Annotated in this window: 27 protein-coding genes; 9 read left to right on the forward strand and 18 right to left on the reverse strand. The window is 50.0% G+C overall.

Annotated features, from left to right (window positions below):
* Positions 1-41 precede the first annotated feature (41 nt).
* The 3 genes from IQ217_RS02515 to IQ217_RS02525 are packed head-to-tail and all read left to right on the forward strand — an operon-like array spanning position 42 to position 2548.
* Positions 42-326 (forward strand): hypothetical protein, encoded by a 285-nt coding sequence (locus IQ217_RS02515; RefSeq protein ID WP_194018804.1) that lies wholly within the window; start codon positions 42-44, stop codon positions 324-326.
* Complete coding sequence (locus IQ217_RS02520; RefSeq protein WP_194018805.1) at positions 323-733, forward strand: putative toxin-antitoxin system toxin component, PIN family; 411 nt, start codon at positions 323-325, stop codon at positions 731-733. The genes IQ217_RS02515 and IQ217_RS02520 overlap by 4 nt, the downstream gene beginning before the upstream one ends.
* A 21-nt stretch (positions 734-754) precedes the next feature.
* A complete protein-coding gene (locus tag IQ217_RS02525; protein ID WP_228025660.1) occupies positions 755-2548 on the forward strand; it encodes an FAD-dependent oxidoreductase in 1794 nt (597 codons plus the stop codon).
* Here the strand turns inward: IQ217_RS02525 and IQ217_RS02530 are convergent.
* Entirely contained in the window at positions 2470-3834 is a 1365-nt protein-coding gene (locus tag IQ217_RS02530; RefSeq protein WP_228024084.1) for an ArnT family glycosyltransferase, read from the reverse strand. The genes IQ217_RS02525 and IQ217_RS02530 overlap by 79 nt on opposite strands.
* Positions 3835-3857: 23 nt before the next feature.
* A complete protein-coding gene (folP, locus tag IQ217_RS02535) occupies positions 3858-4727 on the reverse strand; it encodes a dihydropteroate synthase (RefSeq protein WP_194018808.1) in 870 nt (289 codons plus the stop codon).
* 170 nt (positions 4728-4897) lie between these two features.
* Between folP and IQ217_RS02540 the strand changes: the two genes are divergently transcribed.
* Genes IQ217_RS02540 through hemW form a run of 3 tightly spaced genes read left to right on the forward strand, consistent with a single transcriptional unit; the run spans position 4898 to position 7370 of the window.
* Complete coding sequence (locus tag IQ217_RS02540) at positions 4898-5449, forward strand: glyoxalase-like domain protein (protein WP_194018809.1); 552 nt, start codon at positions 4898-4900, stop codon at positions 5447-5449.
* Between the two features lie 11 nt (positions 5450-5460).
* On the forward strand, positions 5461-6063 hold the full coding sequence (locus IQ217_RS02545) for a nicotinate-nucleotide adenylyltransferase (RefSeq protein WP_194018810.1): 603 nt from the start codon (positions 5461-5463) through the stop codon (positions 6061-6063).
* Between the two features lie 47 nt (positions 6064-6110).
* A complete protein-coding gene (gene hemW, locus IQ217_RS02550; RefSeq protein WP_194018811.1) occupies positions 6111-7370 on the forward strand; it encodes a radical SAM family heme chaperone HemW in 1260 nt (419 codons plus the stop codon).
* Positions 7371-7414: 44 nt separating this feature from the next.
* On the opposite strand, the gene IQ217_RS02555 is transcribed toward hemW, so the two are convergent.
* The 3 genes from IQ217_RS02555 to fabD all read right to left on the reverse strand — a co-directional run bounded on the left by IQ217_RS02555 (position 7415) and on the right by fabD (position 9657).
* The gene (locus IQ217_RS02555) at positions 7415-7870 is read right to left on the reverse strand and encodes a YbjN domain-containing protein (protein WP_228017096.1); all 456 of its coding nucleotides are present in this window, start codon (positions 7868-7870) and stop codon (positions 7415-7417) included.
* 63 nt (positions 7871-7933) lie between these two features.
* The gene (locus tag IQ217_RS02560; protein WP_190597752.1) at positions 7934-8473 is read right to left on the reverse strand and encodes a response regulator; all 540 of its coding nucleotides are present in this window, start codon (positions 8471-8473) and stop codon (positions 7934-7936) included.
* A gap of 302 nt (positions 8474-8775) precedes the next feature.
* Positions 8776-9657 carry an ACP S-malonyltransferase gene (gene fabD, locus IQ217_RS02565; RefSeq protein WP_194018812.1) on the reverse strand — a complete coding sequence of 294 codons (882 nt, stop codon included), beginning with the start codon at positions 9655-9657 and terminating at the stop codon, positions 8776-8778.
* A gap of 180 nt (positions 9658-9837) precedes the next feature.
* Here fabD and IQ217_RS02570 point away from each other — a divergent pair, with 180 nt between their 5' ends.
* Positions 9838-12075 (forward strand): heavy metal translocating P-type ATPase, encoded by a 2238-nt coding sequence (locus IQ217_RS02570; RefSeq protein ID WP_194018813.1) that lies wholly within the window; start codon positions 9838-9840, stop codon positions 12073-12075.
* A 223-nt stretch (positions 12076-12298) separates the two neighbouring features.
* Positions 12299-13048: a cyclic di-GMP-binding domain-containing protein, MshE-related gene (locus tag IQ217_RS02575; RefSeq protein WP_194018814.1), complete on the forward strand. Its 750-nt coding sequence runs from the start codon at positions 12299-12301 to the stop codon at positions 13046-13048.
* 67 nt (positions 13049-13115) lie between these two features.
* Here IQ217_RS02575 and IQ217_RS02580 read toward each other — a convergent pair whose 3' ends face one another.
* The 5 genes from IQ217_RS02580 to IQ217_RS02600 form a co-directional block, all read right to left on the reverse strand.
* Positions 13116-14897: an ABC transporter transmembrane domain-containing protein gene (locus tag IQ217_RS02580; protein WP_194018815.1), complete on the reverse strand. Its 1782-nt coding sequence runs from the start codon at positions 14895-14897 to the stop codon at positions 13116-13118.
* Positions 14898-15272: 375 nt separating this feature from the next.
* The gene (locus tag IQ217_RS02585; RefSeq protein WP_194018816.1) at positions 15273-17630 is read right to left on the reverse strand and encodes a hypothetical protein; all 2358 of its coding nucleotides are present in this window, start codon (positions 17628-17630) and stop codon (positions 15273-15275) included.
* 79 nt (positions 17631-17709) lie between these two features.
* Positions 17710-18780 carry a PilW family protein gene (locus IQ217_RS02590; RefSeq protein ID WP_194018817.1) on the reverse strand — a complete coding sequence of 357 codons (1071 nt, stop codon included), beginning with the start codon at positions 18778-18780 and terminating at the stop codon, positions 17710-17712.
* Positions 18725-19207, reverse strand: coding sequence for a type IV pilus modification PilV family protein (locus IQ217_RS02595; RefSeq protein ID WP_194018818.1), 483 nt, complete (start codon positions 19205-19207; stop codon positions 18725-18727). Before IQ217_RS02595 ends, IQ217_RS02590 begins: the two co-directional genes overlap by 56 nt.
* 57 nt (positions 19208-19264) lie before the next feature.
* Positions 19265-20014 (reverse strand): prepilin-type N-terminal cleavage/methylation domain-containing protein, encoded by a 750-nt coding sequence (locus IQ217_RS02600; RefSeq protein WP_228016784.1) that lies wholly within the window; start codon positions 20012-20014, stop codon positions 19265-19267.
* 503 nt (positions 20015-20517) lie between these two features.
* Between IQ217_RS02600 and IQ217_RS02605 the strand changes: the two genes are divergently transcribed.
* Positions 20518-21243 (forward strand): Crp/Fnr family transcriptional regulator, encoded by a 726-nt coding sequence (locus tag IQ217_RS02605; RefSeq protein ID WP_194018820.1) that lies wholly within the window; start codon positions 20518-20520, stop codon positions 21241-21243.
* 188 nt (positions 21244-21431) lie between these two features.
* Here the strand turns inward: IQ217_RS02605 and IQ217_RS02610 are convergent, their stop codons facing one another.
* From IQ217_RS02610 to IQ217_RS02645, 8 genes are all read right to left on the reverse strand, one after another.
* A complete protein-coding gene (locus IQ217_RS02610) occupies positions 21432-22739 on the reverse strand; it encodes a Slr2013 family photosystem II assembly protein (protein ID WP_194018821.1) in 1308 nt (435 codons plus the stop codon).
* Positions 22740-22853: 114 nt separating this feature from the next.
* A complete protein-coding gene (locus IQ217_RS02615) occupies positions 22854-23525 on the reverse strand; it encodes a Na(+)/H(+) antiporter subunit B (RefSeq protein ID WP_190597742.1) in 672 nt (223 codons plus the stop codon).
* Positions 23522-24088 carry a hydrogenase subunit MbhD domain-containing protein gene (locus IQ217_RS02620; protein ID WP_194018822.1) on the reverse strand — a complete coding sequence of 189 codons (567 nt, stop codon included), beginning with the start codon at positions 24086-24088 and terminating at the stop codon, positions 23522-23524. The genes IQ217_RS02615 and IQ217_RS02620 overlap by 4 nt, the downstream gene beginning before the upstream one ends.
* Positions 24081-24368 (reverse strand): monovalent cation/H(+) antiporter subunit G, encoded by a 288-nt coding sequence (locus tag IQ217_RS02625; RefSeq protein ID WP_194018823.1) that lies wholly within the window; start codon positions 24366-24368, stop codon positions 24081-24083. Before IQ217_RS02625 ends, IQ217_RS02620 begins: the two co-directional genes overlap by 8 nt.
* A complete protein-coding gene (locus IQ217_RS02630) occupies positions 24365-24616 on the reverse strand; it encodes a hypothetical protein (protein ID WP_190597739.1) in 252 nt (83 codons plus the stop codon). The genes IQ217_RS02625 and IQ217_RS02630 overlap by 4 nt, the downstream gene beginning before the upstream one ends.
* Positions 24613-25002 (reverse strand): cation:proton antiporter, encoded by a 390-nt coding sequence (locus IQ217_RS02635; RefSeq protein ID WP_190597738.1) that lies wholly within the window; start codon positions 25000-25002, stop codon positions 24613-24615. Before IQ217_RS02635 ends, IQ217_RS02630 begins: the two co-directional genes overlap by 4 nt.
* Positions 24999-26462 (reverse strand): cation:proton antiporter, encoded by a 1464-nt coding sequence (locus IQ217_RS02640; RefSeq protein WP_194018824.1) that lies wholly within the window; start codon positions 26460-26462, stop codon positions 24999-25001. The genes IQ217_RS02635 and IQ217_RS02640 overlap by 4 nt, the downstream gene beginning before the upstream one ends.
* Positions 26459-26803 (reverse strand): NADH-quinone oxidoreductase subunit K, encoded by a 345-nt coding sequence (locus IQ217_RS02645; protein ID WP_190597736.1) that lies wholly within the window; start codon positions 26801-26803, stop codon positions 26459-26461. Before IQ217_RS02645 ends, IQ217_RS02640 begins: the two co-directional genes overlap by 4 nt.
* Between the last annotated feature and the right edge of the window lie 48 nt (positions 26804-26851).

The following is a 26851-nucleotide window of genomic DNA, read 5'->3' on the forward strand; positions in this document are numbered from 1 at the left end:
CCTATGATGGTAGTGGTAATCTTTGCTTTTCTTTCCAGACCATGAGCATCATCGAGCAAGTTCTCACCGCCACCGTCACAGTAGAACAAACTTTAGAGCTTCCCCCGGAAATTAGATCCAAACTTGTTCCCGGTGAAACCTATAGAATTACGGTTCAAGAAGATACCATCGAACTAACAAAAATCCCTAAATTTGATTGGGAACAGTGGCGACAAAATTTAAGTAGGGATGGTGAGGAACTTACCGATGAAATTATGGAAGAAATTTGCGAACTTGTCCGAGAAGTACGTCATGAAAATCGTCTTGAGAGAGAATCGGCATCATGAAGGTTGTCTTGGACACAAACCTTTGGCTATCGGCGTGGTTATGGCAAGGTTTACCCAAAGAGTTAATAGAGTTGGCTAAGAAAGGAGAAGTCTGCAGTTGTACGTCCTTAGAAATTTTGCAGGAGTTAAAAAAAGTTTTAAGTTATCGTAAACTGCAAAAGAGGCTCGCAATACTTTCTTTAACATCGGAAGATATTCTGATCGGAATGCAGGAAATTTTCGTTATTTTCCCTATCCAGCCCCTGGAAGTTCCCGAACTGCGGGATCCTAAAGATGCCATGGTTTTGGCAACGGCGATCGCCTCCCAGGCCGATGCCATTATCAGTGGCGACAGCGATTTGTTCATTCTCGAAACGTATCAAAATATTCCCATTTTGACCGCAAAACAATTTTTAGATAGTTTGTGATTCTCCAGAAAAATTATGGCCATGGCAACAAAATCCATTCCCCAATTGACCACAGATATTTTGGTAGTGGGGGGGGGCACTGGGGGCACAGCCGCGGCGATCCAGGCGGCCCGGCGGGGAGTCAAAACTATCCTGGTAAGTGAGGGGCCCTGGTTGGGGGGCATGTTAACTTCCGCTGGGGTAGCGGCCCCCGATGGTAATGAATTGGCTGCTTGGCAAACAGGTTTATGGGGACAATTCTTACGGACTTTGCAAACCCAACAACCTGGGGGTTTAGATCATGGCTGGGTTAGCTTATTTACCTTTGATCCTCGCTTAGGGGCCAAGGTACTGGCTGACTGGGTGGCTGATTTACCTACCTTGACTTGGATTAATCATCAGTTTCCGGTAGAGGTCTTAAAAAATGGCGATCGCCTGGTGGGGGTGAGATTTCCAGACTATGAAATCCGGACCAAGGTAATTCTCGATGGCACAGAGTTGGGGGATTTACTGGCTCTGGGAGACATTGACCACCGCTGGGGTTGGGATTGGCAGGATAAATTTGATGAACCTAGTTGTCCCGTTGCGCCTAATGGCATGACAAAAGAGTATCCAATACAGTCTCCCACTTGGGTATTTTTGCTACGAAAAACAACAAATAGTCAGACAAATATCATTGCTGAACCTACCATTGATGTGGCTCAAGATTTCAGCAATACTTGGCAGAACCACGGGGAAAAAGATTTCTTAACCTATGGTCAATTGCCTGGTGAGCATTACATGATTAATTGGCCGATCGCCGGCAATGATTATGGCCGGGATTTAGACCGTTTACTGGGTAGTGAAAAGGAAAGGCAAGCCTATTTACGGGAAGCTTACCAATATAGCTATGCCTACGCCCATTATTTACAGCAACATCATTCCGAAAAATTGGAATTAGCCACAGGAATTTTTCCACAGGTGGGAGATCTTTCCACTGCCTTTGCCCTCCATCCCTACTACCGAGAAAGTAGGCGTTTGAAAGGTCAACAAGTGATTACGGAAAGGGATATTTTACCCCAGGGCGAGGTGGCTTCCCTGCCAATTCATAATCAAAAAGTTACTAGCATTGCGGTGGGAAACTATGCCAACGATCACCACTATCCTGGTTACGAGTTTCCCCTCGCTCCTAAATCCTTAATTTGGGGCGGACGGTGGACAGGAACTCCCTTTACCATTCCCTTTGAAGCCCTTTTATCCCCAACAGTGCGGGGCTATTTACCCTGTGAAAAGAACATTTCCGTTAGTCACATGGCCAATGGCAGTACCCGTTTGCAACCCCTCGTGATGAATACAGGGCAGGCGGTGGGTATGATAGCGGCCTTAAGTATTGAAAAAAATTGCGACCCCCAGGATTTGGACGTGCGGGATGTGCAGGAAGCTCTCATTGGCGATCGCCAAGCTCCAGCGGCGGTAATTCCCCTCTTTAATTTGGCCCCCGACCATCCTGAATGGCGGCAATGGCAACGATATTATCTAGACAATCCTGAGCAATATCCCCCATCAGGTCATTGTCCAGTAGATGTTAATTTGGCTCGATTACCATTTTCTAAAAGTCAATACGTTTACAGTGGTGAATTGCAAAAAAGCGAAAACCAAACCTATCAGTTAACCTGTCAACAATCAGGTAAAGTTCTCAAAGTAATTACGGAACGACCGGAAGTGGCAGAGCAATTAATTGACTGTGCCCATGGACAAAAAATTACCCTGGGGGGTCGCTACAATCCGGCCGGTAATTGGTTAGTGGTGGAAACAGTGGAAACTATCACATCAGGTAAGGACCTTGGGGGCAGATAGCTCAGGGGCGTATAAATAATCAAAAATAGGCAGACGAATAATCCCCAAAAAAGCACATTGATAAACTCCGGGCGCTGACGGTCTAGCAATAGGGAAGTCATCGCCAAAGTTAAAGCCAACAAAACTAGCACTAATATGGTGAGCACTCCGTCCTGGGCAGTCCAAGTGGTTAAATTGCCTCGGCCATAGGCGTTATAAACTGCCATGGCCCCTAGGCCCGCACAACCCCCCAGAATTAAGAAAAATCTCCGCCACCAGGGAGGATAAACCAAGGTAATACTTTCCTGCCTCACTTCCGCTAAAGTTAACCCTGCCGCCACTGCCAGAACTACCAACAGGGGCATCACCAAGGATGGGCTAGACCAAGGGGAAATAATCACTAACATGCTGTACGCTCCTGCTTGGCAAACAAGAAAACGGGCCCAACTCCAATGCAAAGCCTGTTGAGCTTGGGGAAAGGCATGCAGAGCGAAGATTAAACCAGGGGCACTGGCCAATAACCAAAACCAACCCCGCAGTTTAGTTGGCCAGGGGGAACCACTAATGAAGTCAAGACTGGTCAACAGGTCGGCACTGGAGGGTAATGAGCTATGACCTAGCCACCAGGCGATCGCCGGCATCAAACCTAAAATGAAACCGGTCCAAAAGAGGACTGAGGATTTTAAACGGGGTGTATCCCAATAAAGAAAAAGTAGGCTAGTAGCCAATAGAACAATGGCTGTGGGCAAATTCGTTAAGGCCAGGGCACTAAGGATTAGACCCAAAGGTAGGGCTCCCCGCAAATCCCGACGGCAAAACAAGGCGCTAGCTAGGCAGGCAATGGTTAAGGGCAAAATAAAACTGTTAATGCTGGCTACCCTGGCCCAATAAACCACTGTGGGGGCCGTGCCATAGACCACCACCGTTAGCAAAGCTGGCCAACGGCGGCCGTACAGTTCCTTCCCCAGCCAATATAACAACGGCAAACTTGCCCCATTGAGCAAGGCTCCCAGTAAACGATCGCCCCATAATCCCTGGCCAAAGATTATTTGACTAAGACTAATCAACCAAATGGGCAATGGCGATCGCCCTAGGTTATCGAACAAGCTAGTGGGGGTGAATCCATAATTTTGTAGTGTCGTCCACCAATAGTGGGCTGATTCCACTAAATTTGTTTCTTCTCCCCGCCGTAGGCTATGGAAATCCAACCCCCAACTGAACAACAAAGCTATGGGGATCATCACCAGCACTACACTGGACCATGCCTCCAGGGGCCAACGCTGGAGTTTTTGCCCCAGATTTGCCATTAATTTCCTTAAGTTGGGCCTACTCATCGCCACAGGGCATCCGCCACCCGACAGACCTGGGCCATGGCTTCTACGTCATGCACTCTGATGATATCTGCTCCCCCGGCGATCGCCCGACAGCAGGCCGCCCCGGTACCCCAAACCCGTTGCTTGGGATCCGGCTGGTCTAAAATTTTGCCAATGAAGCTTTTGCGGGACGGCCCCACCAACAGGGGAAAACCAAGCTTTTTTAGCTCCGGCAACTGACGCAGCAGGGTGATATTTTGCTCAGCGGTTTTAGCAAAGCCAATGCCAGGATCGAGGATGATTTGTTGGGGTAATACGCCGTAATGGCGGGCTAGGTCAATTTGTGTGGCGAAAAACTGCTTCATTTCCCCGATTAAATCCCCATAATCCGTCAAATTCTGCATGGTTTGGGGAGTACCCCGTATATGCATCAGAATAATCGGGGCCCTGTGCTGGGCGGCGATCGCCAAAATTTCTGGTTCAAAGGTAGCCCCGGAAATATCGTTGATCAGATCTGCTCCAGCCTGGAGGGCTTGCCGTGCCACCTCTACCCTGGTGGTATCGATGGAAATGGGGATGTCCAATTCCTGTCGGAGAGTCTGGATAACGGGAATGGTGCGTTCCAATTCTTCCGTGAGGCTAACGGTTTCTGCTCCCGGTCGGGTGGACTGGCCGCCAATGTCGATGATATCGGCCCCCGCTTCTACCATGGCCTTGGCCCGGTGGATGGCCGTTGGCAGGGCATTAAACTCGCCTCCATCGCTAAAACTGTCTGGGGTGGTGTTCAAAATCCCCATCACATAGGTGCGTTTACCCCAATCGAAGCGGCTCTGCCCCACCTGGAGGGGAGGGGGAAAATAATCACTCAATTGATCCAACTGATCCATGGGCTATTGGGACGTAAGGTTGGAGCACCGGGAGCGCTCTTGGTAGAATGTACCCCAAGGGCAATGCTAGTTGGCCAGTGTTTGCTGGCTCCGGTCATAGCAAAGCTCCATGATCCTAACCATACAATTTTCGCTGATTTTTCGGGTTTTATTCCCCCAGTTGCCTAACCATGCCCCTGCATTTCGCCTCTTTGATTCCCATTGACAGCTTGTTTTCCACCCAAGGCATTATGGTGATGCTGTTGGGAGCCTATGCTTTGGCCATGTGGTTATTTCTCACCAGTGCCCCCAAGGTTTACACCGTGATGGTGTCTGACCTGGCGATCGCCAAAGCTTTTTATGAAGGGATGCTGGACTTAAATGGGGCTGACGTGCCTCTGCATTACTACTACAACTATGAACAAACCCTAGGCACCGCTGGTTGGGATTCCTTTGCCATGGCCGCTAACCCCCAAATCCCCCCCGAAAATCGCTACAGTGCCCAGGACGGCCTGTGGTATCAGTTGAAAAAGAATACCCAACTGCACATCATTGGCGGAGCTAGCTTTGGCAGTAAAAATCGCCAACGCCACGTTTGCTTTGACCACGATTGCCTAGAGCAAATTTTTCTGCGGGTGCAGTCCCGTCGTCTCCGCTATAAGTTACGCAGTCGTAAACCGTTAAATTTTTTGGTCAAGGATTACGATGAACGGGTGATTGAACTAACGGAAGCCCAGAATTAGAAAGCTCCACCGTGAAAATAGCCCTTTTTGGCACCAGCGCCGATCCTCCGACCCTAGCCCACCAAGCCATTCTCATTTGGTTAGCTCAACATTTTGACCGAGTAGCAGTGTGGGCCGCCGATAACCCTTTTAAACAAGGCCCCAATCCCAACACAGGCCATTGGGCCAGCCTCGGCGATCGCCAAACAATGTTGAAATTGCTAGTGGAAGACGTACAGAGTCATTACGGCACGGTACAAATTTGGGAAGATTTGAGCGATCGCCGTAGTTTAATTAGCCTGCAACGGGCCCGACAACGGTGGGGTCTGGAACCTAATTATGCTCTGGTGGTGGGGGCTGATTTGATTACCCAAATTCCCCAATGGTACGCAGTGGAAAAATTGTTGCCCGCTGTCCAATTGCTGATTTTTCCCCGACCAGGTTACAGCATTGATCAAGCTGATTTGGCTAGGTTGGAGCAGTTGGGAGGGCAATATCAAATAGTCGATCAGGTTGGCGATCGAGACATTACTCCGGCCATTTCCTCCAGCATTTATCGCCAAACGAAGGAGGAGGAGCTAATTCCCCCTGCAGTGCAAAGTTACATTGAACAAAAACAACTGTATGAACCCTAACCATGGTCAGCTAGGGTCAGTACCATCGAGCATTCCCCATTAATTCCATGGCAACATCGTCAGACCGTGGCTTAGGTTCTGCCCCTCCACCGCCGCCCACCGCCGCGTACATTCACATTCCCTTTTGTCGGCAACGTTGTTTTTACTGTGATTTTCCCATTGCCGTGACGGGTTTTCAGTCTTTGACTCTGGACGGTTGGGTGGGGGAATATGTGGAGGCAGTATGTCAAGAAATTGCTGGACAACAATATTTAGGCTTGCCCCTGAGCACGGTTTTCTTCGGTGGGGGTACCCCTTCTTTATTACCGATCGCCGGTTTGGAAAAGATTTTAGCTGCGGTGGATAAATCCCTAGGCATTGCCCCAGCCGCTGAAATTAGCATGGAAATTGACCCAGGCACCTTTGACCAAGCCCAACTGCACAGTTATAAAAATTTGGGTATTAACCGCTTTAGCTTGGGGGTACAGGCTTTTCAGGACAACTTACTAACCCTCTGTGGCCGCCATCACCGTCGTCGGGATATTGACCAAGCGATAATGGCGATCGCCAAGGAGAATATTACAAATTGGAGTTTAGATTTAATTGCGGGGCTACCGGAGCAAACAACGGCCGATTGGCACAGTTCCCTCTCCCTGGCTCTAGAAGCTGGCCCTAATCACATTTCTTGCTATGACCTAGTATTGGAACCCCAAACCGTTTTCGATAAGTGGGAACAGCGGGGAAAATTAGCCTTACCTCCTTCTGAACGTAGTGCCAACTTTTACCGCCATGCCCAACAAGCATTAACCCAAGCCAGTTTCCACCATTACGAAATTTCCAACTATGGCCGCCCCGGTTACGAATGTCGCCATAACCAAATTTATTGGCGTAATTTGTCCTACTACGGTTTTGGCATGGGGGCCACCAGTTATATTGACGGCAAACGTTTTGGTCGTCCCCGCACCAGAAATGACTATTATCAATGGCTAGAATTTTGGTTAAACCAAGGGGGGATCATTCCAGGGGAAAGGGTTGCTCCGTTGGAAAATCTGTTGGAGAGCTTGATGTTGGGACTACGGCTCACCGCTGGAGTGACCTGGGAGCAACTGCCTGCGACTAGTGCAGGGGCCAAGCAGACCATCCTGGCTACCCTCACTTCCTTTGGCGATCGCCCTTGGCTAGAATTTTACGAACGGAACAACGAATTACTTTCCCCAGAAAAAATCACCACGGCAGCGGTGCAAAGATTCTGCCTCACAGACCCGGAGGGAATGTTATATTCCAACCAAATCTTGAGTGCCCTCTTCGCGGCCCTGGAGGAAGATTAATGGACTCACTGGAAGGTTACCTTTGGTGATCAACAAAATTTTGATCAAACGCCGTATTTTTCCTTTAGGCGATCGTCGTGGTCATCGGCCAACGTTGCCACCAAGGTAATGGCCCGGGAAATTTCACCGGGGGAAAGCTCTGCCACTGTGCGCTGATGGAGGGCAACTAAATGATTTTCCCGCACAGCAAAACAGGCCTCAAAGGTATCCGACCAGTTTAATTGCATCACTTCCGCCAATAATTGGCCCGGATCTGTTGGTAAGGGCATCACCTCGGCCCAGACCCGAAACAGATCATTTTCCCCTTCTCCAGTGAGCTGTACTAGCACTTCCACACTGCCATAGGCAAATTTCCAGATGCTGCCCTGGTCGTTATCTTGCACAAAGGCGCTATTTTCCTGGGCCATACCGGAAATAACCGTTTCTATGACGTCGTGGTGACTAACGGGGGCCATTTCATCCATGGTCGGGGGGGCTAACTCTGGTGCAGGGGATGCCATAGTCATATTTTCAACGCGAAAGTTCCAACCCAAGTCTAACGGTGAACCGGCCCCAGGCATAGCCTAGGACAGTCGTTGCTTGATGAAATTTACCAATTGCCCCAACTGTTTTTTCAATTGGTCGATTTCTCCGTGCATTTGGGCCACCTGTTGCTTGAGTAGCTGAACTTCGGCGGCCAAATCTCCGGCCGGGACGGCACTGCCCACACTGGCCACAGGGGCGTGTTTTTTCGCTTTGACCATGGCCTCCTTAATGGCGGCCACCAATTCCCTCTGTTCAAAGGGTTTTTCCACAAAGGCAAAATACTCGAAGGGTTCGGGAATTTTTTCGAGTACCTCTTCCTTCCGGCCGGACATCAGCACCAGGGGAATGGCCCTGAGTTCTGGTCTTTCCTGCACCGATTGGAACACTTCCCAACCACTCATTTTAGGCAGAAGAAAATCCAACATGATCAAGTTAGGCCGTTCACTCTGGATCAGGTTAAAACCTTCGAGACCGTCCTTGGCTTCAATCACCTCAAAATTTCCCTGGGGCAACATATCCCTAACTCGCATACGGATAACTTTGCTGTCATCGATGACTAGAATCTTGTGGGCAGACACGGTAGACTCTCCTTCGAGAAAATTGGGTGAAACACAGCTATGGCAGACTTGTTGGATGCTGCCAACCCGTCAAAATTCTTACTTGCTCTGTACATATTAGAGGAATTTGGGGTGGGAACAAACTTCCAAAAGCTCAATGTTAGCAAGCTCAGATGGGAGAATGGGAACCCTAGGAAGATGTTGGATGAAGTTTCAATGTGCCCCCAAATCGATCCCCTAAAGATCCGGCCATGGTGGGAGTAGGGAATTTTAACTTGGATTTTCACCAAACTTGGCAGAACCAGGGACTTTAAAAAGGCCTCCTAAAGGGAATTCAGATCCTCCAACTGCCCAATGTTTTTTAGGTTTAGATCGGGACAGGTGCGTTTGCACAGGCCAGTCAGCACTTTGCCGGGGCCCACTTCCCAATAATCCGTTGCGCCAATTTCCCCTAAATTAACCATGGTTTCCCGCCAGCGCACGGAGCCGGTCATTTGTTGCATCAGTTTTTCCTTCAGGCGATCGCCGTTTTGGGTAGGGCTGGGGTCCACATTGGAGAGGACGGGCAAAGTGGCATCCTGGAACTGACAAGCGGCCAGGGTTTGGGCAAAGGCTTGGGCCGGTTCGTTCATAAAACTGGAATGGAAAGCCCCGGAGACTTTCAAGGGCACAGCTCGACGAGCTTTGACGCTGGCTAAAATGCGTTCCACTCCGGCCACCGTACCGGAAATAACCACCTGCTCTGGGCTGTTATCGTTGGCTAGCACCACTTCTGCATTATCCGCCAGGGCTGTTTGTAAGTGATTTGGATCAAATTTCATTAGGGCGGCCATCATGCCCCCCGAAGCTCCGGCCATCACCTGCGAGCGTTCCTTAACCAGTTGTAAACCCGTGGCAAAGTCGAATACTCCGGCGGCGTAGAGGGCGGAATATTCCCCCAGGCTATGGCCCGCCACATAATCAGGCTCAAAACCCTGATCTTTGAGCAAATCAATCAAAATCGCTTCGATAACGTACAGACAGGGCTGGGTATTTTGGGTAAGGGCCAAACTGGCTTCATCCCCTTGGCATTTTTCCACCACTGACCAGCCCAGAATTTCCTCCGCTTGCTGATATTTTTCCTTGGCGATCGCCGTTGGGAGCAGATCCACTCCCATACCCACAGCTTGGGAACCTTGGCCGGGAAACACCCATGCGGTTTTCATGTACTTATCTCAATAAACTAAAAGTTTGGTCATTGCCAACGACTTTGCCCGCTGATACCGTCCGCCCTTGGCTAGGCAATTATACCAAGGCAAGGCCCAGGACTATTCGCCGGCTTAGCCATGTACGGTGGCTAGAATTGAAGATAAGCTTTTCTGTGTACTGAGTATTACCTATTAACCATGGCCCAAACCATCAACTTGCAACTGGAGGGAATGCGTTGTGCGGCCTGTGCTTCCAGCATTGAACGGGCGATCGCCAAAGTGTCGGGGGTGGAGTCTTGCCAGGTGAATTTTGCTTTGGAACGGGCAGTGGTTAGTTACCAAGGGGAGATCAACCCAGAAAGCCTGACGGCGGCGGTGGCCAGGGCCGGCTACCACGCCCAACTGATCGAACCCGAGATGGTGTCTTCGGAGCAGAACAAGGACGACAAGCCCCTATTTTCCGCCAAACTAGTGACGGGCTTAGGGATCAGTGCAGTGCTGTTTTTCGGTTCGCTGCCGATGATGCTGGGGGTGGATATTCCCCATTTTCCCCATATTTTCCATAATGCTTGGTTGCAATGGCTCCTGGCCACCCCAGTGCAGTTTTGGTGCGGGGCGGAATTTTACCGGGGAGCGTGGAAATCTGTGAGAACCCGCAGTGCCACCATGGACACCCTGGTGGCCTTGGGTACCAGTGCGGCCTACTTTTATTCCGTGGCCATTACCCTTTTTCCCCAATGGTTGACCAACCAAGGACTAGCGGCCCATGTTTATTTTGAAGCGGCGGCGGTGGTAATCACCCTGATTTTATTGGGAAGGTCCTTGGAACAGCGGGCCCGGCGGGAAACTTCAGCGGCTATCCGTAAATTAATGGGACTACAACCCCAAACTGCTTTGGCCAAACGGGGAGAAACCTGGCAAACAGTGGCGATCGCCGATCTAACTATTGATGATGTGGTACGGGTAAGGCCGGGGGAAAAAATTCCGGTGGACGGTGTGGTGAAGGCTGGTAACTCCACAGTGGACGAATCCTTGGTGACAGGGGAAAGTTTTCCAGTCGCGAAAACCGTGGGGGAAGAAGTAATTGGGGCCACGTTGAACAAAAGCGGCAGTTTGGATGTCCGAGTTACTAAGTTGGGACAGGATTCTGTGCTCGCCCAAATTATCCAATTGGTACAGCAAGCCCAGGCTTCCAAAGCTCCCATTCAACACTTCGTTGACCGCATTACCCACTGGTTTGTCCCCACCGTGATCCTGGTGGCGATCGCCGCTTTTTGTACCTGGTGGATCACAACGGGAAATATTACTTTGGCGGTTTTAACCCTGGTGGAAGTCCTGATTATTGCCTGTCCCTGTGCATTGGGTTTGGCCACTCCCACCTCCGTGATGGTGGGTACGGGCAAGGGGGCGGAATACGGCGTGTTGATCAAAGAAGCCCGCAGTTTGGAAATGGCGGAAAAGTTAACAGCCATTGTGCTGGACAAAACCGGCACGTTAACGGAGGGGAAACCCAGTGTGACTAACTTTTTTACCCTGCCTCCCACCTCCACCGAGGAAAGCTTGCAGTTAGTCCAGTTAGCGGCCAGTTTGGAACAATATTCTGAACATCCCCTGGCCGAAGCGGTGGTCAATTACGGTCAATCCCAGCAGGTGAGTCTACTAGAAGTAGAAAACTTCCAGGCGATCGCCGGTTGTGGCGTGGCAGGACAATGGCAGGGCCAATGGCTAAGATTGGGGACGCTCAATTGGTTAGCAGACCTGGGAGTGAATGACACGGATCATCAACCATGGCAAAGCCAGGCCCAGCAATGGGAAGGGGAGCAAAAAACCGTCATTTGGCTTGCAGTGGGCACGGAAATTAAAGCCCTCTTGGCGATCGCCGATGCCCTCAAACCGTCTTCTCCCCAAGTGGTACAAGCCCTGAAAAAACTAGGTTTATCCGTTTATATGCTCACCGGCGACAACCAGGCCACGGCCCAGGCCATTGCCGACAAAGTGGGTATTCGCCATGTCTTGGCCCAGGTACGTCCAGGGGATAAGGCACAGCAAGTGGAACAACTGCAACAACGGGGTAACATCGTGGCCATGGTGGGGGATGGCATTAACGATGCTCCGGCCCTAGCCCAGGCCGATGTGGGTATAGCTATAGGGACCGGCACCGACGTGGCGATCGCCGCCAGTGACATCACCCTGATTACTGGAGATCTACAGGGAATTTTGACTGCCATCAAACTGAGCCGGGCCACCATGGGCAACATTAGGCAAAATCTCTTTTTTGCTTTCATCTACAACGTGGTGGGTATTCCTGTGGCTGCTGGGGTGTTCTATCCCCTTTTTGGCCTACTGCTCAATCCCATCCTGGCTGGAGCCGCCATGGCCTTTAGCTCCGTTTCCGTGGTGACTAACGCCCTACGTCTGAAACAATTCCGTCCTTAGAGTATGGAAAAACGCTAATTTTTTTGGTACTGACAATTGGTAAAAGGATCGATTATGATGGCCGTGTTGACCATAGGCGTCAAATCTAACTGTTAAACGTCATCAGCAATGGTTTTCCTGGATTTTCGGGTATGGAGGTCTGGCCTGAACCTATTTTTCCCTTTATTCGCCCGTCATTTGCCAGTAACGCTCTGTTGCCCCCCCTTTTTGTGAATCCAATGCCATGGCTAAATCCCCCTGTTCTCAGTTACTAGGCGAAATTTTAAGGGATGCTGACCTCATCACCGAGGCTCAGATACAGGTTGCCCTTCAGGATCAACAGTATTCTCCTTTGCCCATTGGCGAGATTTTGGTAGTGCGGGGCTGGCTACACCAGGAAACCGTCGACTTTTTTGCTGAGTCCTGGCCCCGGATGGTTAAAACCCGCGATCGCCGTCCCCTGGGTTACTACCTACAGCAAGCTCATTTACTCCAGGAAGAACAGGTTGATTTAATCCTCGAAGAACAACGTAAGTTGGGAATCAGATTTGGTTCGGTGGCAGTGCTCAAAGGTTGGATGAAGCAAAAGACCCTTGACTATTTCCTCGAATATTTGGCACCGGAAGCTAGAACTACTTCCGCTTTCCAGGGTCGCAATACCGAGGCCAACATAGCTTTTAGCCGGGATACCCGTCTGCAAACGGAAACGCCCCGCGAAACTGGCGATCGCCACGGCCAGACTAAAACCCCCCATCGGGATAGGGTCACTGGCTCTTCCCGCACAGCCAATAATAATGGTCGTATTGCCCTCAATCCCTTTGCTAGTAGTTCTGGTAACGGTAAAGCCCGCACCAGTAAAACTAAGCAAACCCATAGCAATGATAGCCACACTACCAATTCCAACCGGGAGGATTTCGACTTAGCCTCGGTTTTGGGGGAAAGTGCCAAGTCCACTGCTGAGAAGGATTGGGAAAACCCCATCTGGGTTGATTAGTCCTTCTCGCTTTCCAAATGGGGTGATTTGGAAAAGCACCTAAAAGCCCATCTTCCCTGGACTAGAATCAACTGACCCCGCTCCTCAGACCCGTTTGTACCCGCCAGAGTTTGGCGTACACCCCTTGTTGTGCCAGCAGGCTTTCATGGTCGCCCATTTCCTCGACCAGTCCGTTTTCCAGTACATAAATTTGGTCAGCATAGCGCACAGTGGAAAGACGATGGGCAATGGTGATGGTGGTGCGGTTTCTGGTGATTTTTTCGAGGGAACGGACAATGGCCGCCTCCGTTTCATTGTCCACTGCTGACGTGGCTTCATCCAAAATGAGAATGGGGGGATTCTTCAAAATTGCCCTGGCGATCGCCAGCCGTTGCCGTTGACCACCGGAAAGTTTTTGTCCCCGTTCGCCGATGATGGTGTCGTAACCCTGGGGCAATTGCTCGATGAATTCTTCCGCCTCTGCTAAATTGGCCGCCCGTTGAATTTGGGTCAAAGTGGCATCTGCGCTGCCGTAGGCAATATTCTCCCGCACTGTGCCATGGAATAAAAACACATCCTGGCTCACCAAACCAATACTGCGCCGTAAATCCCCCAGGAAATATTTCTTTAGATCTACGCCATCGAGCAAAATATCTCCGCTGTCCCACTCGTATAACCGCAGTAATAATTTGACCAGGGTGCTTTTCCCTGACCCCGTTGCCCCCACAATGCCAATAGTTTGCCCGGCCGGTACCCGTAGGGAAATGTTTTTTAACACTGGTGAACGCTGGGGGTAGGCAAAGCTAATATTTTGGAAAATTACTTCTCCTTGTACTCGGCTAGGATGGAGACTCAATTCCCCTGGATGGGCTTGAATGGGGGTTGCTAAAAGTTGCATCACCCGCTGGGTGGAGGCCATGGCCCGTTGATATAGGTCCAGAGTTTTACCCAAACCGGTCAACGGCCAGAGCAGTCGTTGGGTTAAAAAGACCAACATGCTGTAACTGCCCACAGCCAAATTGCCCCGCACCGCATCTAAACCACCGAAGTAAAGAATGGTGGAAAAACCTACAAAAATAATCACCCGAATTAGGGGCACAAAGGCCGCACTCAAGGCGATCGCCTGTTGATTACTGTCTCGGTAGGCATCACTATCTTGCCGGAGCCGTTCCACCTCTTCCGCTTCGGTGGCGAAACTTTTAATGGTCATAATGCCACTGAGGTTATTCGAGAGGCGGCTGTTCAAATTACTGACCTTTTCCCGCACCAGGGCATAGCGGGAGGTGAGCAAAGACTGAAAGTAGATCGACCCCAACAGCACAAAGGGCATGGGCACCACTGCCATCCAGGCAATGTCCGGGGTAATAACAAAAAATGCACCGCCAATCACCACCACTGTGGTCAGCACCTGCAAAATTTCGTTGGCCCCCACGTCCAAAAACCGCTCCAACTGGTTGATGTCATCATTGAGAATGGCCATCAGCCGCCCGGTACTTCTTTCCTCGAAATAGGCCAGGTCTAGCTGTTGCAAATGGGCATAGGCATCCAAGCGCAGATCATGTTGGATATCCTGGGCGAGGTTACGCCAAAGCCGCTCGTAGGCATACTCAAAAATTGATTCCAGGGCCCAAATAACCGCCGAAACCACCGTCAGCACTAGGAGTTGGCTTTCCACTGCCACAATGCCCCAGCGGGCCAGGAAAGAATCCTGCTGTTTGATCACCACATCCACCGCTAAACCAATTAGGGCCGGCGGGGCCAGGTCAAAAATCTTATTCAGCAGGGAGCAGGCGATCGCCCAGTAAATTTTGGTACGGTGGACCCGACTGTAATTTAAAAGGCTGAGGAGAGGAGCAATGGGTTTGGTCACAGGGCAGGCAAAGACAAAAAAACGGCGATTTTAGGCTGGGGCACCATCTAATACAGTACAGTGGAAGTCCTTTTTCTGCCCAAGGCTATGCTTAAAGATCTCAGGGCAATAAATTGACACCACTGAATTGCAATTTTCCTGAAAAGAGAATACCCACCAAGAATTTCCCTCCGTAATAAGGGGGGCCAGGGGGGATTAATCGCCCTTATCAAGGAAAGCTAGGGGGGATTAATCACTCCTATCAAGGAAGGCTAGGCAGAATTAATCACCAGAAGCCAGAGGATTGTAACTCCAACCACCCAAGCCAGTTCTAAACAAATTTAGTAACTGAAATAATGAATCCCCAGGCAATGATGGAAGAGTAACATGCAAATTTTACTGATCAAATTTACGAGAGAAGCCCTCTTGTTTCAGGAACACAAACCGGGGAGACAGAGGGGGGAGATTCTTGGCATTATTGAAGCGGGTCTCGTAGCTCCAATTCCGAGTCGGTGCACCGTATAGCTGATTGCTCCACCGCCCTGTAACTTTCTCCGGCGTCCCTGTACTAACGAAAGACCCCGTGTAGTTTAAAGTACCCCAATTTTCATGGAAACGGGGATAGTTCTCCAAACCACCATTATATCCGGGGGTCTCAGTTGAGTTGGTGATGTCCGTACCCGAGAGAAAAGCAGAGTTAATGGTTGTGTCAAAGGCATTGCCTCCGCATCCTGTACCACTGGCTTTGGCAATTTGGCCATTATTGTTGATGCATCGAGACGAAAGAACATTTAATGAATCAGCCAAAACACTGGCTGGTTGCCAATTGGTGATGTTATAGTCCCCCACCATATAAACCGCCTGGTCACTAACAAAAGTTAGACCGGTAGGGTCAAAGTTATTGGTAGTTTCTGCCAATCCAGGCAATTGTTGACCTCCCACCAAAGCAAATCCGTAGGGGCTAGCATTGGTGTTAGGGTTTGGGGTAGCGCCAGCACTAACAGTGGCATGGAAAACCAGACCATTACTACTAGTGTCAGAACCGGCTAAACCTAATCTTTGGAAGGAATTTGCTGGAGCAGCTGCGTCCGCTGTTGCCGTGGCAAATAACAGTTGATTGGCGGAAACTAAGCCCGTGCCAGTGTCGTTAAGGTAACGCCCCTGGAAATTCCAAACAGTAAGGCTTTCGATGTTGATCTGCATCAGGCTCATGGCCCTGAAATTGTTGCCAGGACTGCGTTCACGGTTATTGATAAAACTTACCCCATTGGTGTAGATGGTGGGGATGTTGGGATGCTGGATTGGGGCACTGATAAAACAACCACCAGCCAGGGCGGCAATTTGATTAGGACTTGAAGCCAATATCAGAGTTTGTTGAGCGGCAGGAATCGAAGAGAGGAGAGGCTGCATTGAATTCCTTAAGGGGGTGCTCAACGCTGAGCCCATGGCAGAAAAAGGAACCGGAGTGGTTTGGGAGAGAATTGCTCTGCGAAGTGCATCTAGTACATCACCAGTTTGCGTTAGGGTCAAAATCGGTGTCAGTATCGGTGGAGTAGCTGGAGTACAAACTCCCGCTGTTACCGCGGCTCCTGTCGCCAAAACGGGCTGACGTAAACTGGCCAATTGGGCGTTGGTCAGCGGTGTGGCAGTCCCAACCCCCAGCGCATCACGTTTGGTGGCTGTGACATTAAATGGAATGACAGTCGTGCCGATACCAGGGACATTAACACCAGTTTTCTCTGGAGCATAGACAAAGTTGATATCGGCTTGTTGAGCATAGTTACCCCCTGCCCCCAGGGAGCTGATGGTGGGAATGGACAATGCCTCAACGGCCAGTTGTACCTGACTTCCCCATGTGGCATTGACATTGGCGGGTGTCATGGCCGCTGTTGTTTGGGTAGTGCTACCAGTTCCCCCCTGTAGGAGATTACGCAAAGTTCCGGCACTATTAGCTATCCTTACTCGGCCATCGGGATAGGTACTGTTATCATTTTTACGGCGATTGAACAAATCTCGGCCCACCGTCACTTGCCCTGTAATAGCCAGTACGTTATTTGCCCCCAAAAACAGACTGCCGTTGGTGTGCACTGGACCGTTCAGGGTCATATTCGGCCCAGGCAGAATTTCCAAGTCGTTGAGATAAAAAGCCGCAAACTGGAACATGGGAATTTGCCGACTTTTCACCGTCATTTCAGTCATGGCGATTACTTCCTCAGGGTTGGCATTTTGTTTGGCAGTAACGGAACTGATGTCATAACGAGTTTCCAGCATATTCAAGCCCTGAAAAGTCTCGCCAGGGGGTACCGTGCCCTGGATGGCCACACCACCGTTCTTGGGCACCACATAGCTGTAGGCCATAATGTTGGCCGTATTTTTATCGGGGGAAGCGAAGCTTGCCACCTTACAACGGAAATCCCCAGTGCCCATACTGGTCTGTTGTAGACATTGATTTAAAGAGCTTGGACTGGTGCCACTAGGGTTTCTATCACTGAGAAAAACATCCCGCAATTCCTCCACCCGCATATTGAGGGCGCCTTCTGCACCGTAAAAACCGCTATTTCCCGTGGCTGTCCCCTTGGCAGATATGTTATTAACCTTAGCCAAAATTGCATAGGCCACCAATAAACCGGATAGGGTAATTAGTAGGGACACCACCAGAAAGAGCATATAGCCCCTAGGGTTACCCTTGGGATTTCTAGAAAATAAAAATAGGGTGAGGCGAATATTGCTAACAGCGTTAAATTTAGGTTTCATGGCTTTGACGAATAGGAAGAAAGATAAGATAAGTTAGAGCAGGCTATAAAACAATAGAAAATAATTAAACTTTCTCCACTTAAAAATTAATTAAGTTACGGGGATAAAAAGTTTGGGTTTGGATTCGGCTATTAATGTTATCAATGTTGGTAGTAGACAGCCCAGGAGTATTGCTAGCAAGATTGGGTTTACTGGTAACTTCAATGCCATCAATTTGGGACCAGTTGTAGGTATCAGCCAAAGTAGGACTGCAGGTAAAGCTGTTAGTTTGGGGAAGAAGTGTTGTACATTGGGAGACGGTGTTACCTTGTCTAACTGCGGCTCTAACGGTGAACTGACCAACATTATTGATGAGATTAACCGGAGAGCCACCGTCAATACTTGTCTGGAGAGTATTCCCATTGAGTTGATAAGTACGTTCTTCTACAATTATTAACCTGGTTGCTCCCCCGGCAGTGTAGGTATTAGCAAGAGTACCCGTAACATCAATGGAAGCCGAAGCAACTTGGTTTGCGCTAGGGGTACCTGATATGGCGCCCCCACCCGCATCATAGATTTTTTCTCCGGTGTAATTAAGACGTTCAAGCCGGCCACTGCCGTCGTAAATATAAATTCCCAGAGTGCCACCATTACTTTGTCGATAGCTTCTCCACTCGAGCCAATCGTCGGGGTAATTATCCCCATTACCATCCACCGGAACACAACCAGCCGGCGCTGCAAGATCGGAGGTCAACACTGTGATTGATGTCTGCGCCCCAGCCGTTAGGCCCTGACAAATTCTTAGCTTAGTTGATACTTTCAGTTGACGAACAGTCAGTTTTGAATTATCCGAACCGCTGGGAAAAGGTTCAATGGAAATAACCGGAAAACTAGAATCCACGCCAACGCCTTCCCCCGCTTGGGTAATGGCCGGTCCCACTATATCAAACACGGTTCTCAAATTCTGGTTGGTGTCATTTTTTGCTGCATCTTTCAAATACATTTCCCTGTTAACAAAAAAAGCAAAAGAGGCTAGCTGAAGCAAAATGCCAGCAATGACTACTGACACAATTAGTTCAATTACGGTCACCCCCCGGTTATTTTTACGGGCAACATTAGGAGCGGATGCGGAGGCGAGCAAAAACAGTTTGTACACGGTAGATAGTTTCATTGGGATTATTGGAGGCTTTAACTTCAAGTAAGATTTGGCGGGCAAAATCGTTTTCCCCCACTGTTGTGGAACAGGTGCCGGCAGGATTGGCCGGATTTAAAGTGGTGCCCTTCGTGCAAATATACTGATCAACCTGATATTTATCGCCATTTTGCCCAGGGACGTTGGTCAAGACTGTTTTGCCCAACTTGCTGTTCAGATCAGTCATGGGTTGGCGGCGGAGATCACTCATCAAGTTATTGGCCACCGCAGTAGCTCCACTGATCTGGCGGTTCTTGGCATTCTGCATACCAAAGTTCATAAAGGCAGGCAACATCACCGCTATGGTAATGCTGAGGATTATGAGGGCAACGAGGTTTTCTGTCATGGTGAAGCCCTCGTCCACCGGTCTGAGTTTGAAAAGTTTAAGTTGTTGTTTTGTCTGCATTGCCCATAGTCCTTTGACTAAAAATTTCCCAAAATTTGCTTTAGCAACTATTAGTTTTTAATTTCCCATGGCTCCACCAGGGGCAACGGTAACCTTCGCTTCCTGATTGGTACGGGTATTGGTTAGAACTAATTCAAGATTGCTATTGACTACGCCATCGGCGTTAAATAGGGTCACTAAACCCCGGCTGTTAATGCAGATAGACCACCCAGTCACTGCCGTACCGCCAAATCTTCCCGTCAGGCGGACATCAGGATCAGTTTTGGCGCTCTTCTTGTTGATGTTAAGGTCTTCTGCCAAGAACACCCCATCGTTCCTCCAGTTTTTCACAGTTTCCACCTTTGTTCCTGTTGCTTTTGCCCCCACTGCCCCCCCTAGGGTTAGGGTGTTATCGCCGAAGTTAACCGACAGCACATCTGCCTGGGTTCCCCCCACACTCACACGATCACCAATGGCAAATCCATTCACGCTATTCAGGGCAATGGTGGTATCCGTAGCTAAGGACGGTTGGCGGAGGGTGGCATTGGCTTGACAGCTACCGCTCCTGATTTTTTGTACCTGGATTGCCTCGTTGGGATTATTCGGATCGGCGTTGATGCGATAGGTGGAAGTGGTCGTTATTGCCCTGGTTCTGGCAGTCTTGACTGCGTTCTGTAGGCGGTCCTGGCTGTATTTAAGGGAGTTTTCGTTCCACTGCCCAGAGTTTATTGCCAAACCTGACAGGATGCCAATCATCACCATTACCACCACCAACTCCATGAGGGTGTATCCGGAAGCCGGAGAAGCCCTTTGGGAATTCCTGGCCAAAAGTAGAAGTGAGTGGAATTTGGAAAATGGGGTTTTGTACATAGTCAGTGGGGATTTTGGCGATCGGTGCAAGGCCGTTGGGGGATCTTTTCTTACTTATTTCGGGGTTGATTTTTAGGGTTAAACTTTGGTTTAGTAATGGAATTTTAAGCTTAGGTGAAGGACTTTTAAGTTGCTCCTAAAGACAACCAATGTTATTCAGGTAATGGAGAATAAATGGGGGTAGGGGGGATATTTTCTACAAAGTCAAGGTTCGGCAATGGAGTTTTTAAACAAAATCTCTGGGCTGTTGCTAGTCAAATCCAACACGTATTGGCATAGGATGGGTGACAACTAACATCACTTACAATATTAATTTAATTTACGGCATGTGATTGTTAACTAACGCACCAAAAGCTGTGACGCTGAGCACCAAAATAGTCTATCTGTTTGCGATTCCTCCTTGTAATTGGTGGGATGACGGTGACTAGAGAGGGATTTAGTTATTATTCGGATACATTTTAATGGCACCGCAAAAGCCTGCAGCAAAACAAATTAAACAATTGGCCAACGAAATTTCTTTTTTCCGGGCCTTATCAAAAGATTTGTTGATGCAAACTATTACTTACCTAAGCTTTCGTAATTATCCCTGTAGTCAGTCAATGTTATTTGAAAACTACTACGGGGGGTCAATTTATTTTATTGCTGAAGGTTGGATTAAAGTGTGTGCCATTGATGAATCTTCAAAAAATAATATCTATACTCTTTACGGCCCAGACGAGATGGTGGGGGCGATCGCCGCGGTGGAAGAAGACTGGAATCCCAAGGAGGCGGTCACTCTGTCCCCTGCCAAGATCTGGAGTATTCCTACCCAAGATTTTCTAAATTTGCTCCAGGAAGATCCCCAAGCTGGTATTCAGGTGGCAATTTTTGCGTCCAAGCGTCTTAGAAAATTGAACCAATATTTTCGCCTAAGGGAAGCAGATAGTGTGACCAAAGTGGCCCATATTTTGCTGGAGTTGATGGAACAGAAGGAAAATAAAATAAATACCAAAAAACATAGGGTATTAATACCGAATTTGCCCCATCGAGAAACCGCTATTCTCAGTGGAGTTACTAGGGAAACTGTCACCCGCACATTGAGTAAATTGGAAAAAAAGGGCCTCATTTTACGCCAAGGGGCCACGATTGAAATTCTCAACTTGGATTTCCTCCAGCAACTGGTTAATGGCAATCCCACTTCGGTCTGATTTCGGCCAATCCGCCCATGGACCTAAGAATCGGTTTGAGAGGTTGATTTACTGCATTCCAATCCCCCCAGCTCCTGTTAATGGGAGTATCTAATCCCCCCTAGCCCCCCTTGATAAGGGGGGAATTTGATGGTAATTTGGGAGGTATAGAGCTATTGCCCGGAATCTTTCAAGCACACACTAAAGGACTAAAGCAGGGTGCGGGCTTTGAGTTGTAGGTAGCGATCTACCAACTGTTCACTGACTTTGTCCGCCGGAGCATCCAAGACTAAAACCCCTTTTTGTTTCAGCTTCGCCAGGGCTAATTGCCGCTGTTGCAACAGGTTAATAGCCACAGCCTGTTGGTAAGCACCACTAACTGTAGTGGCCGGGGAATGGGCTAATTGGTCCACCTGGGGGTCCCGCAGAGTGACACAAAAGGGTAGATAACGGGGAGCTAGCTGGGTGAGGGCAGTGAGCAATTCCCTCGAAGCAGTGGGATCAATTAAATCGGTGATACACACCACTAGGGCCCGCCTGGTTTGTTGTTGCACCAGTTGACCGATCGCCGCGCCGTAATCCGGTTCTTGCAGCACGGGTTGGAGGGGAGTCAAGGTTTTCAATAATTTGGGTAAATAATGCAAACCCCGCTCCGGGGGCAACCAACTCACCACTGTCCGGTCAAATACCCCGATGCCCAGGCGATCGCCTCGATGTAAAGCAGTCACTGCTAGGGCCAAACTGGTGTTCAGTGCCCAATCAAAACGCTGTAGTCCCTGCACCCAAGCGGTCATTAACCGGCCCCGGTCAAGCAAAATAATCACTGTCTGTTCCCGTTCTGGCTCCAACACCCGCATGAGGGGAATGCCCCGCCGAGCACTAGCTTTCCAGTCCAAATACCGCAGATCATCCCCCGCTTGGTAGTCCCGTAGTTCCCGAAATTCTGTGCCCAAACCCAGCTTCCTCATTTGTCTGAGGTTGCCCGTAGTGGCCTGGGCCAGGCGAATAGTCAAGGATTTGAGCCCCATTAAATCGGGGTGGACAGTCACCGTTTCCCCCTCGCCCACTGTCCATTGGTGCCAAGTCAGTTGCCAGGGACATAGTTGTCGCACATTCACCTTGCCCCAACGGTATTCCCCCCGCTGACGGGGTTGCACGTGATAGCTTAACTGGGTGCTGCCCTGGGGCAAAACCTGAGCTGTCTTGATCTCATCCGTAACCAAAAATGCGGCGGGATAATCATCTTTAATTTTGGCGATCGCCGACGGACCAGAATTTGCCACCGTAATGGTAACGGGATTTTCTCGACCAATGGAAAGGGGGCCCAGGGGTTGCCGTTGCACAGTTATTTTTCGCTTCCTGCCCCGGCCATAGTCAATTACCGTCAGCAACAAGAGTAAGCCATCTGCTATGACCAAAGTCCCCACTGCGTTAGGAATAGTGCTCATCTGGGCCATCACCATGGCCCCTCCGCCAATCATCAGCAGACAGACATAAAAGCGGAGAGTGGGAACCATAGCCTTGGGAGAAAGGGAGGAAAGAATTAGGTTGCCATGCCATGGGGCTGGGGAAGTATCTTTGTCACCACCACCATGCAACTGGGAAATTTCCCAGGGGGATGAACCATCAACTCACAATAACCCCCGATAACGAATAAAGACCAAAATTGCCCCCCAGGAACCGATCGCCACTTTGAGGGCCACCAGAATATTAAGCCAAGGAATCCAACCGCCACTGAGTTGGGCTCCCATTTCCCCCATGGGCAGGGCCAGTCCCAACAAACTACAGGCTGCGAGGGCAATGAACAGGAGCACGGAAATTTTTTCTAGGGTGGCGGCTCGCCAACGTTGGTAAAGCTGATGGAGCCATTCCGGTGGGGCTGTGATGGCCACCAGGCCAATGGCCGTGCCCCCAGCTACCCCGGCGGCAAATCCTCCCCCTGGACTGAGGTGACCCCGCAGGGCCAGTTCCACACTGATCAAAGCAGCAATGGTGGCCCCCAATCTGGCCAAAACAATGGAAGGATGGTCGGTAAATTGATGTACCACTGCGGCCGGTTGCTCGTCGGCCAACAAAAACCTCACCCCCATAATGGCAATGGTAAATACCACCACCTCAAACAGGGTGTCGTAGAGACGGTTGCGGAAAATAATGCCTGATACAACGTTGGGCACGCCACTTTCCTGGGCAATGGTTTCCACAATGGACAGTTCGGACAACTCCTCCAGCGGCACCACTAGGTTGGGGAGCAGAATCATTTTCAGGTAAAAGCCGATCGCCGCTAGCACATAAATCCATTTCATCGGCTTACCTCCTGGGGAGAAGGGATGGGGTTAATGGGGGTCAACACCACTTTTAGTTGACTGGAAGGAATGGTGGCGGAAAAAATTTCTGCCAAACGCTCAATGGGGGTCAACAGGGCCGGGGCGGCCGGATCAAAAATAACCTGGGGAGATTGTTGGGGAGACACAGCTTCACTATCTAGGGGACAGGGCACAATTTGTAGGCGGAGATGGTAGGGGGCGATCGCCGCTGAAATTGCTTGGTGCACATCAGGGGGTAGGGATTGGGACGCTTGGTCCAGGGGGGGCAAAATTCCCACCCGCAAAGTGAGGGAAGACCGCACCGCCACCGCATAGAGGGTAATGGACAACATGGTGCCCACCAACGCCTCTGTCAATGCCACATCCGCCGCCCCCAGCAGGGCATAGACCAACGCTGCCACCGCCCCTAAAATCCCCCGCATCACCAGGGCCTGATAGGGATTGCGTTGCACCACCACCAGACTGGCACTTACCGGCAATAAAACGGCGATCGCCAGGACAATGCCATCGGTATTTTGTAACCAGGCTCCAAAATCAAGCATCACTAATTCTCTCCTCCTCGCCGGTGGCACAATAGGCCAACACGTAGCCCAATACCGTATTCCACAGCGCCAGGGAAATGAGTGCCAGCAAAAGCAATGGCCATTCCCGCGACAGTTTCAACAACAAGCCCACCACGATCGCCATTGATCCCAACGTATCGGCAACGGAAAGGCTATGGAGCTTGAACACAGAGGAACGTTTTCCCAGTAAAGGGGCCGTGCCCCAAAGCCAGAAAAAAGTTCCCATGGCAATCAAAATATTGGCAATCCCATTAATCATGTCTGTTCCAACCGTTTTAAAACCTGGGCTAATAACATCAAAGCGGCATTACCGACGCTGAGAATCAAAACCCCCACCACACCAATCATCCAGTCGTCCCGCATGACGGAAACAATCAAAATCAAGACGGAAGTTTTGGTGCTCACACTGGCAAAGGCCAGCATCTTTGACCAAACATCCTCCTGCTGCACCGCCGCCACCAGGGGAATGACCAGGGCTAACACCATCAACCACACCAAGAAATTCATGGCCGCCTCCGTCTTGTTACGTTGTGGACCTCATACCACCCTGCTTCGTGGTACTTAAGCACCAGGGCTTTGGGGGTAAAGGTAATGAGGAAAATATCAAGAAAAATGAGTCCTGGGGTGCGTTGGGGTTTGACCCGTTCCATTTCCACCACTTCCTCGGTGTGGGGTCGGAGAATCATTTGCCATGCTTCCCAATAGGCCTGGGGAATGGCAATGAGAATTTCCCGTCCAATGCGTAACCCGTCACGCCACACCGACGAGGCCACATAACGACGGGGGATTAGCAACGCCACAGTGATGCCAATCAAAATATTCACCAGACTCAAGTCCGATGTGAGCAAAAACCAAATAGTGAGCCGTAGCCCTAAATCTAAGACACCAATCATGTCAAAATCCAAGCGAATAATAGGGTCAAGCTAACGCTCATCATGCCGATCAAGTGATCGATTTTTTCGCCACCGTCCGGTAGTTTAATGGTGAGTTTTTTTACCACGCCCCAGTACAATGCCGCCCCCACAACACAAGTTAGGGTTGCTTTGAGTAAATTCATGGGGGTAAAGGCCTGCCAATAGACCACATTGCCCACAGCCAATCCCCCCAATAACACCACCAAGGCTAGTCCCAGGCCCTTTGGGTAGGGTTGCCCCACAAAGTTTGGCTTGAGAAAGACAAATTTGGAAAAGGAAATGGCTGTGCCGACGGCAGCAATGTTAAGGGCGATCGCCAACCAGGGGGGGAGTCCTTTTAGGGTAAGGGTTTTAGCCTCAAAGCCGGCCAGGAGGGGAAAACCAGCAATGGAAGAACTGGCTAACACCAGGGGAATCCAAAAACCAGCGGCGATCGGTGTTTTTTTCAGAATTTTGAAGTCCCGACTGGGTAAATTGCCGGCCAAGAGGAAGAGACTAGACTTAACTAAGCCATGGGTGAGGGCATAAAATCCTCCGGCCACCGGTGCGGCCAAGACAAAACCCATTTGGGAAACGGTGTGAAAAGCCAACATGCGTTTGCTGTCCTTGGCCAGCATGGCGTAGGCTACCCCAAAAACAGCAGTGGCCACCCCTAAAATTTCCACCAGTAAGAGCAATTGATCGGACAACATACTACAGCGCAACAGGGGCAAAATGCCGGCTTTGACCACTACCCCGGACAGCACAGCGGAAACTGGCGTGGCCGCTTCTCCGTGGGTTTGGGGCAACCATAGTCCCGCTAGAAAAATGCCCCCTTTGGTCAATAAGCCGAGGAAAATCAAGGCGATCGCCTCGGGGGGAGCCTCCGTCAAACCGCTGAAGGCAAAGGAGCCACTGCTGGTGTACACCAACGCCACACCGATCAGATAAAACAACATGGCCGTGTTGCTGAGCAAGAGATAGCGCAGTCCCAACCAAATAATCCGGGGCTCCCGGGGATAGGTCATCAGGCAAAAAGCGGCGATCGCCACCACTTCCAGAGCCACATAAAGACTCATAAAATCCGCACAGAGAAAAGCGGAGTTGAGACTAGTGTGCAGAATAATTAACTGGGCATAGAAAAAGGCTGAACGGCCGGTGTTCCAGCAATAAACCAACACTGCCAAAGTAACCAGGGCGTTGGTGAGCAGGAAATAGCCCGCCAGGGCATCTAGCTGTAGGGTGACGCCAAAACTGTCTAGCAATACCCAGGACTGGACATCGGGCACCGTAAATCCCAGATAGGCCAAACCGAGGGTCAGCAAACAAACGGCCAGGGTTAAAAATCGGACGGTGGCCGGCAATAGGTAACCACTAAACCCCGCCATCAAAGACAGGCAGATAATCCCGGTTAACCAGGGCAAAGCATTAAATTCCGCTGGAACTGCAAATAAGGTCATGGCCAGTACTGTTTCTCAATCGCCTTTACTTCTAGGGTGGGATTCTCTTGGGCCAGCTTCATGGTGGCTACCAACATCAATGCCTGAATCGAAAGACCAATGACAATGGCCGTTAAAATCACCGCCTGGGGCACAGGATCGGCATAGGTCAAAGTCGATTTTTCCCCGGTGACAATGGGGGTGAGGAAGCCGGTGCGGGAGGCAGTCAGGCAGTAATAGGCAATCACTCCAGTACTCATCACATCCATGGCAATGATTTTCATAAACAGGTTGGGTTTATAAATCAGAGCCAAAAAGCCGATGATCACCGTCACGAAAATACAAGCTTCCAAACCGACCATAGCCAGTTCCTCCTTTTTGCACTAGGTTAAAATCACAAAAAACCAAGA

Origin of the sequence: Synechocystis salina LEGE 00031, from assembly GCF_015207985.1 — a bacterium.
Taxonomy (GTDB): domain Bacteria; phylum Cyanobacteriota; class Cyanobacteriia; order Cyanobacteriales; family Microcystaceae; genus Synechocystis; species Synechocystis salina.

Bases quoted from the DNA above. Each gene is read 5' to 3' on its own strand.
- IQ217_RS02515 (WP_194018804.1), top strand. From the start codon at position 42: ATGAGCATCATCGAGCAAGTTCTCACCGCCACCGTCACAGTAGAACAA.
- IQ217_RS02520 (WP_194018805.1), top strand. From the start codon at position 323: ATGAAGGTTGTCTTGGACACAAACCTTTGGCTATCGGCGTGGTTATGG.
- IQ217_RS02525 (WP_228025660.1), top strand. From the start codon at position 755: ATGGCAACAAAATCCATTCCCCAATTGACCACAGATATTTTGGTAGTG.
- IQ217_RS02530 (WP_228024084.1), bottom strand. From the start codon at position 3,834: ATGGCAAATCTGGGGCAAAAACTCCAGCGTTGGCCCCTGGAGGCATGG.
- folP (WP_194018808.1), bottom strand. From the start codon at position 4,727: ATGGATCAGTTGGATCAATTGAGTGATTATTTTCCCCCTCCCCTCCAG.
- IQ217_RS02540 (WP_194018809.1), top strand. From the start codon at position 4,898: ATGCCCCTGCATTTCGCCTCTTTGATTCCCATTGACAGCTTGTTTTCC.
- hemW (WP_194018811.1), top strand. From the start codon at position 6,111: ATGGCAACATCGTCAGACCGTGGCTTAGGTTCTGCCCCTCCACCGCCG.
- IQ217_RS02555 (WP_228017096.1), bottom strand. From the start codon at position 7,870: ATGGCATCCCCTGCACCAGAGTTAGCCCCCCCGACCATGGATGAAATG.
- fabD (WP_194018812.1), bottom strand. From the start codon at position 9,657: ATGAAAACCGCATGGGTGTTTCCCGGCCAAGGTTCCCAAGCTGTGGGT.
- IQ217_RS02570 (WP_194018813.1), top strand. From the start codon at position 9,838: ATGGCCCAAACCATCAACTTGCAACTGGAGGGAATGCGTTGTGCGGCC.
- IQ217_RS02575 (WP_194018814.1), top strand. From the start codon at position 12,299: ATGGCTAAATCCCCCTGTTCTCAGTTACTAGGCGAAATTTTAAGGGAT.
- IQ217_RS02585 (WP_194018816.1), bottom strand. From the start codon at position 17,630: ATGAAACCTAAATTTAACGCTGTTAGCAATATTCGCCTCACCCTATTT.
- IQ217_RS02590 (WP_194018817.1), bottom strand. From the start codon at position 18,780: ATGAAACTATCTACCGTGTACAAACTGTTTTTGCTCGCCTCCGCATCC.
- IQ217_RS02595 (WP_194018818.1), bottom strand. From the start codon at position 19,207: ATGCAGACAAAACAACAACTTAAACTTTTCAAACTCAGACCGGTGGAC.
- IQ217_RS02605 (WP_194018820.1), top strand. From the start codon at position 20,518: ATGGCACCGCAAAAGCCTGCAGCAAAACAAATTAAACAATTGGCCAAC.
- IQ217_RS02610 (WP_194018821.1), bottom strand. From the start codon at position 22,739: ATGGTTCCCACTCTCCGCTTTTATGTCTGTCTGCTGATGATTGGCGGA.
- IQ217_RS02615 (WP_190597742.1), bottom strand. From the start codon at position 23,525: ATGAAATGGATTTATGTGCTAGCGGCGATCGGCTTTTACCTGAAAATG.
- IQ217_RS02620 (WP_194018822.1), bottom strand. From the start codon at position 24,088: ATGCTTGATTTTGGAGCCTGGTTACAAAATACCGATGGCATTGTCCTG.
- IQ217_RS02625 (WP_194018823.1), bottom strand. From the start codon at position 24,368: ATGATTAATGGGATTGCCAATATTTTGATTGCCATGGGAACTTTTTTC.
- IQ217_RS02630 (WP_190597739.1), bottom strand. From the start codon at position 24,616: ATGAATTTCTTGGTGTGGTTGATGGTGTTAGCCCTGGTCATTCCCCTG.
- IQ217_RS02635 (WP_190597738.1), bottom strand. From the start codon at position 25,002: ATGATTGGTGTCTTAGATTTAGGGCTACGGCTCACTATTTGGTTTTTG.
- IQ217_RS02640 (WP_194018824.1), bottom strand. From the start codon at position 26,462: ATGACCTTATTTGCAGTTCCAGCGGAATTTAATGCTTTGCCCTGGTTA.
- IQ217_RS02645 (WP_190597736.1), bottom strand. From the start codon at position 26,803: ATGGTCGGTTTGGAAGCTTGTATTTTCGTGACGGTGATCATCGGCTTT.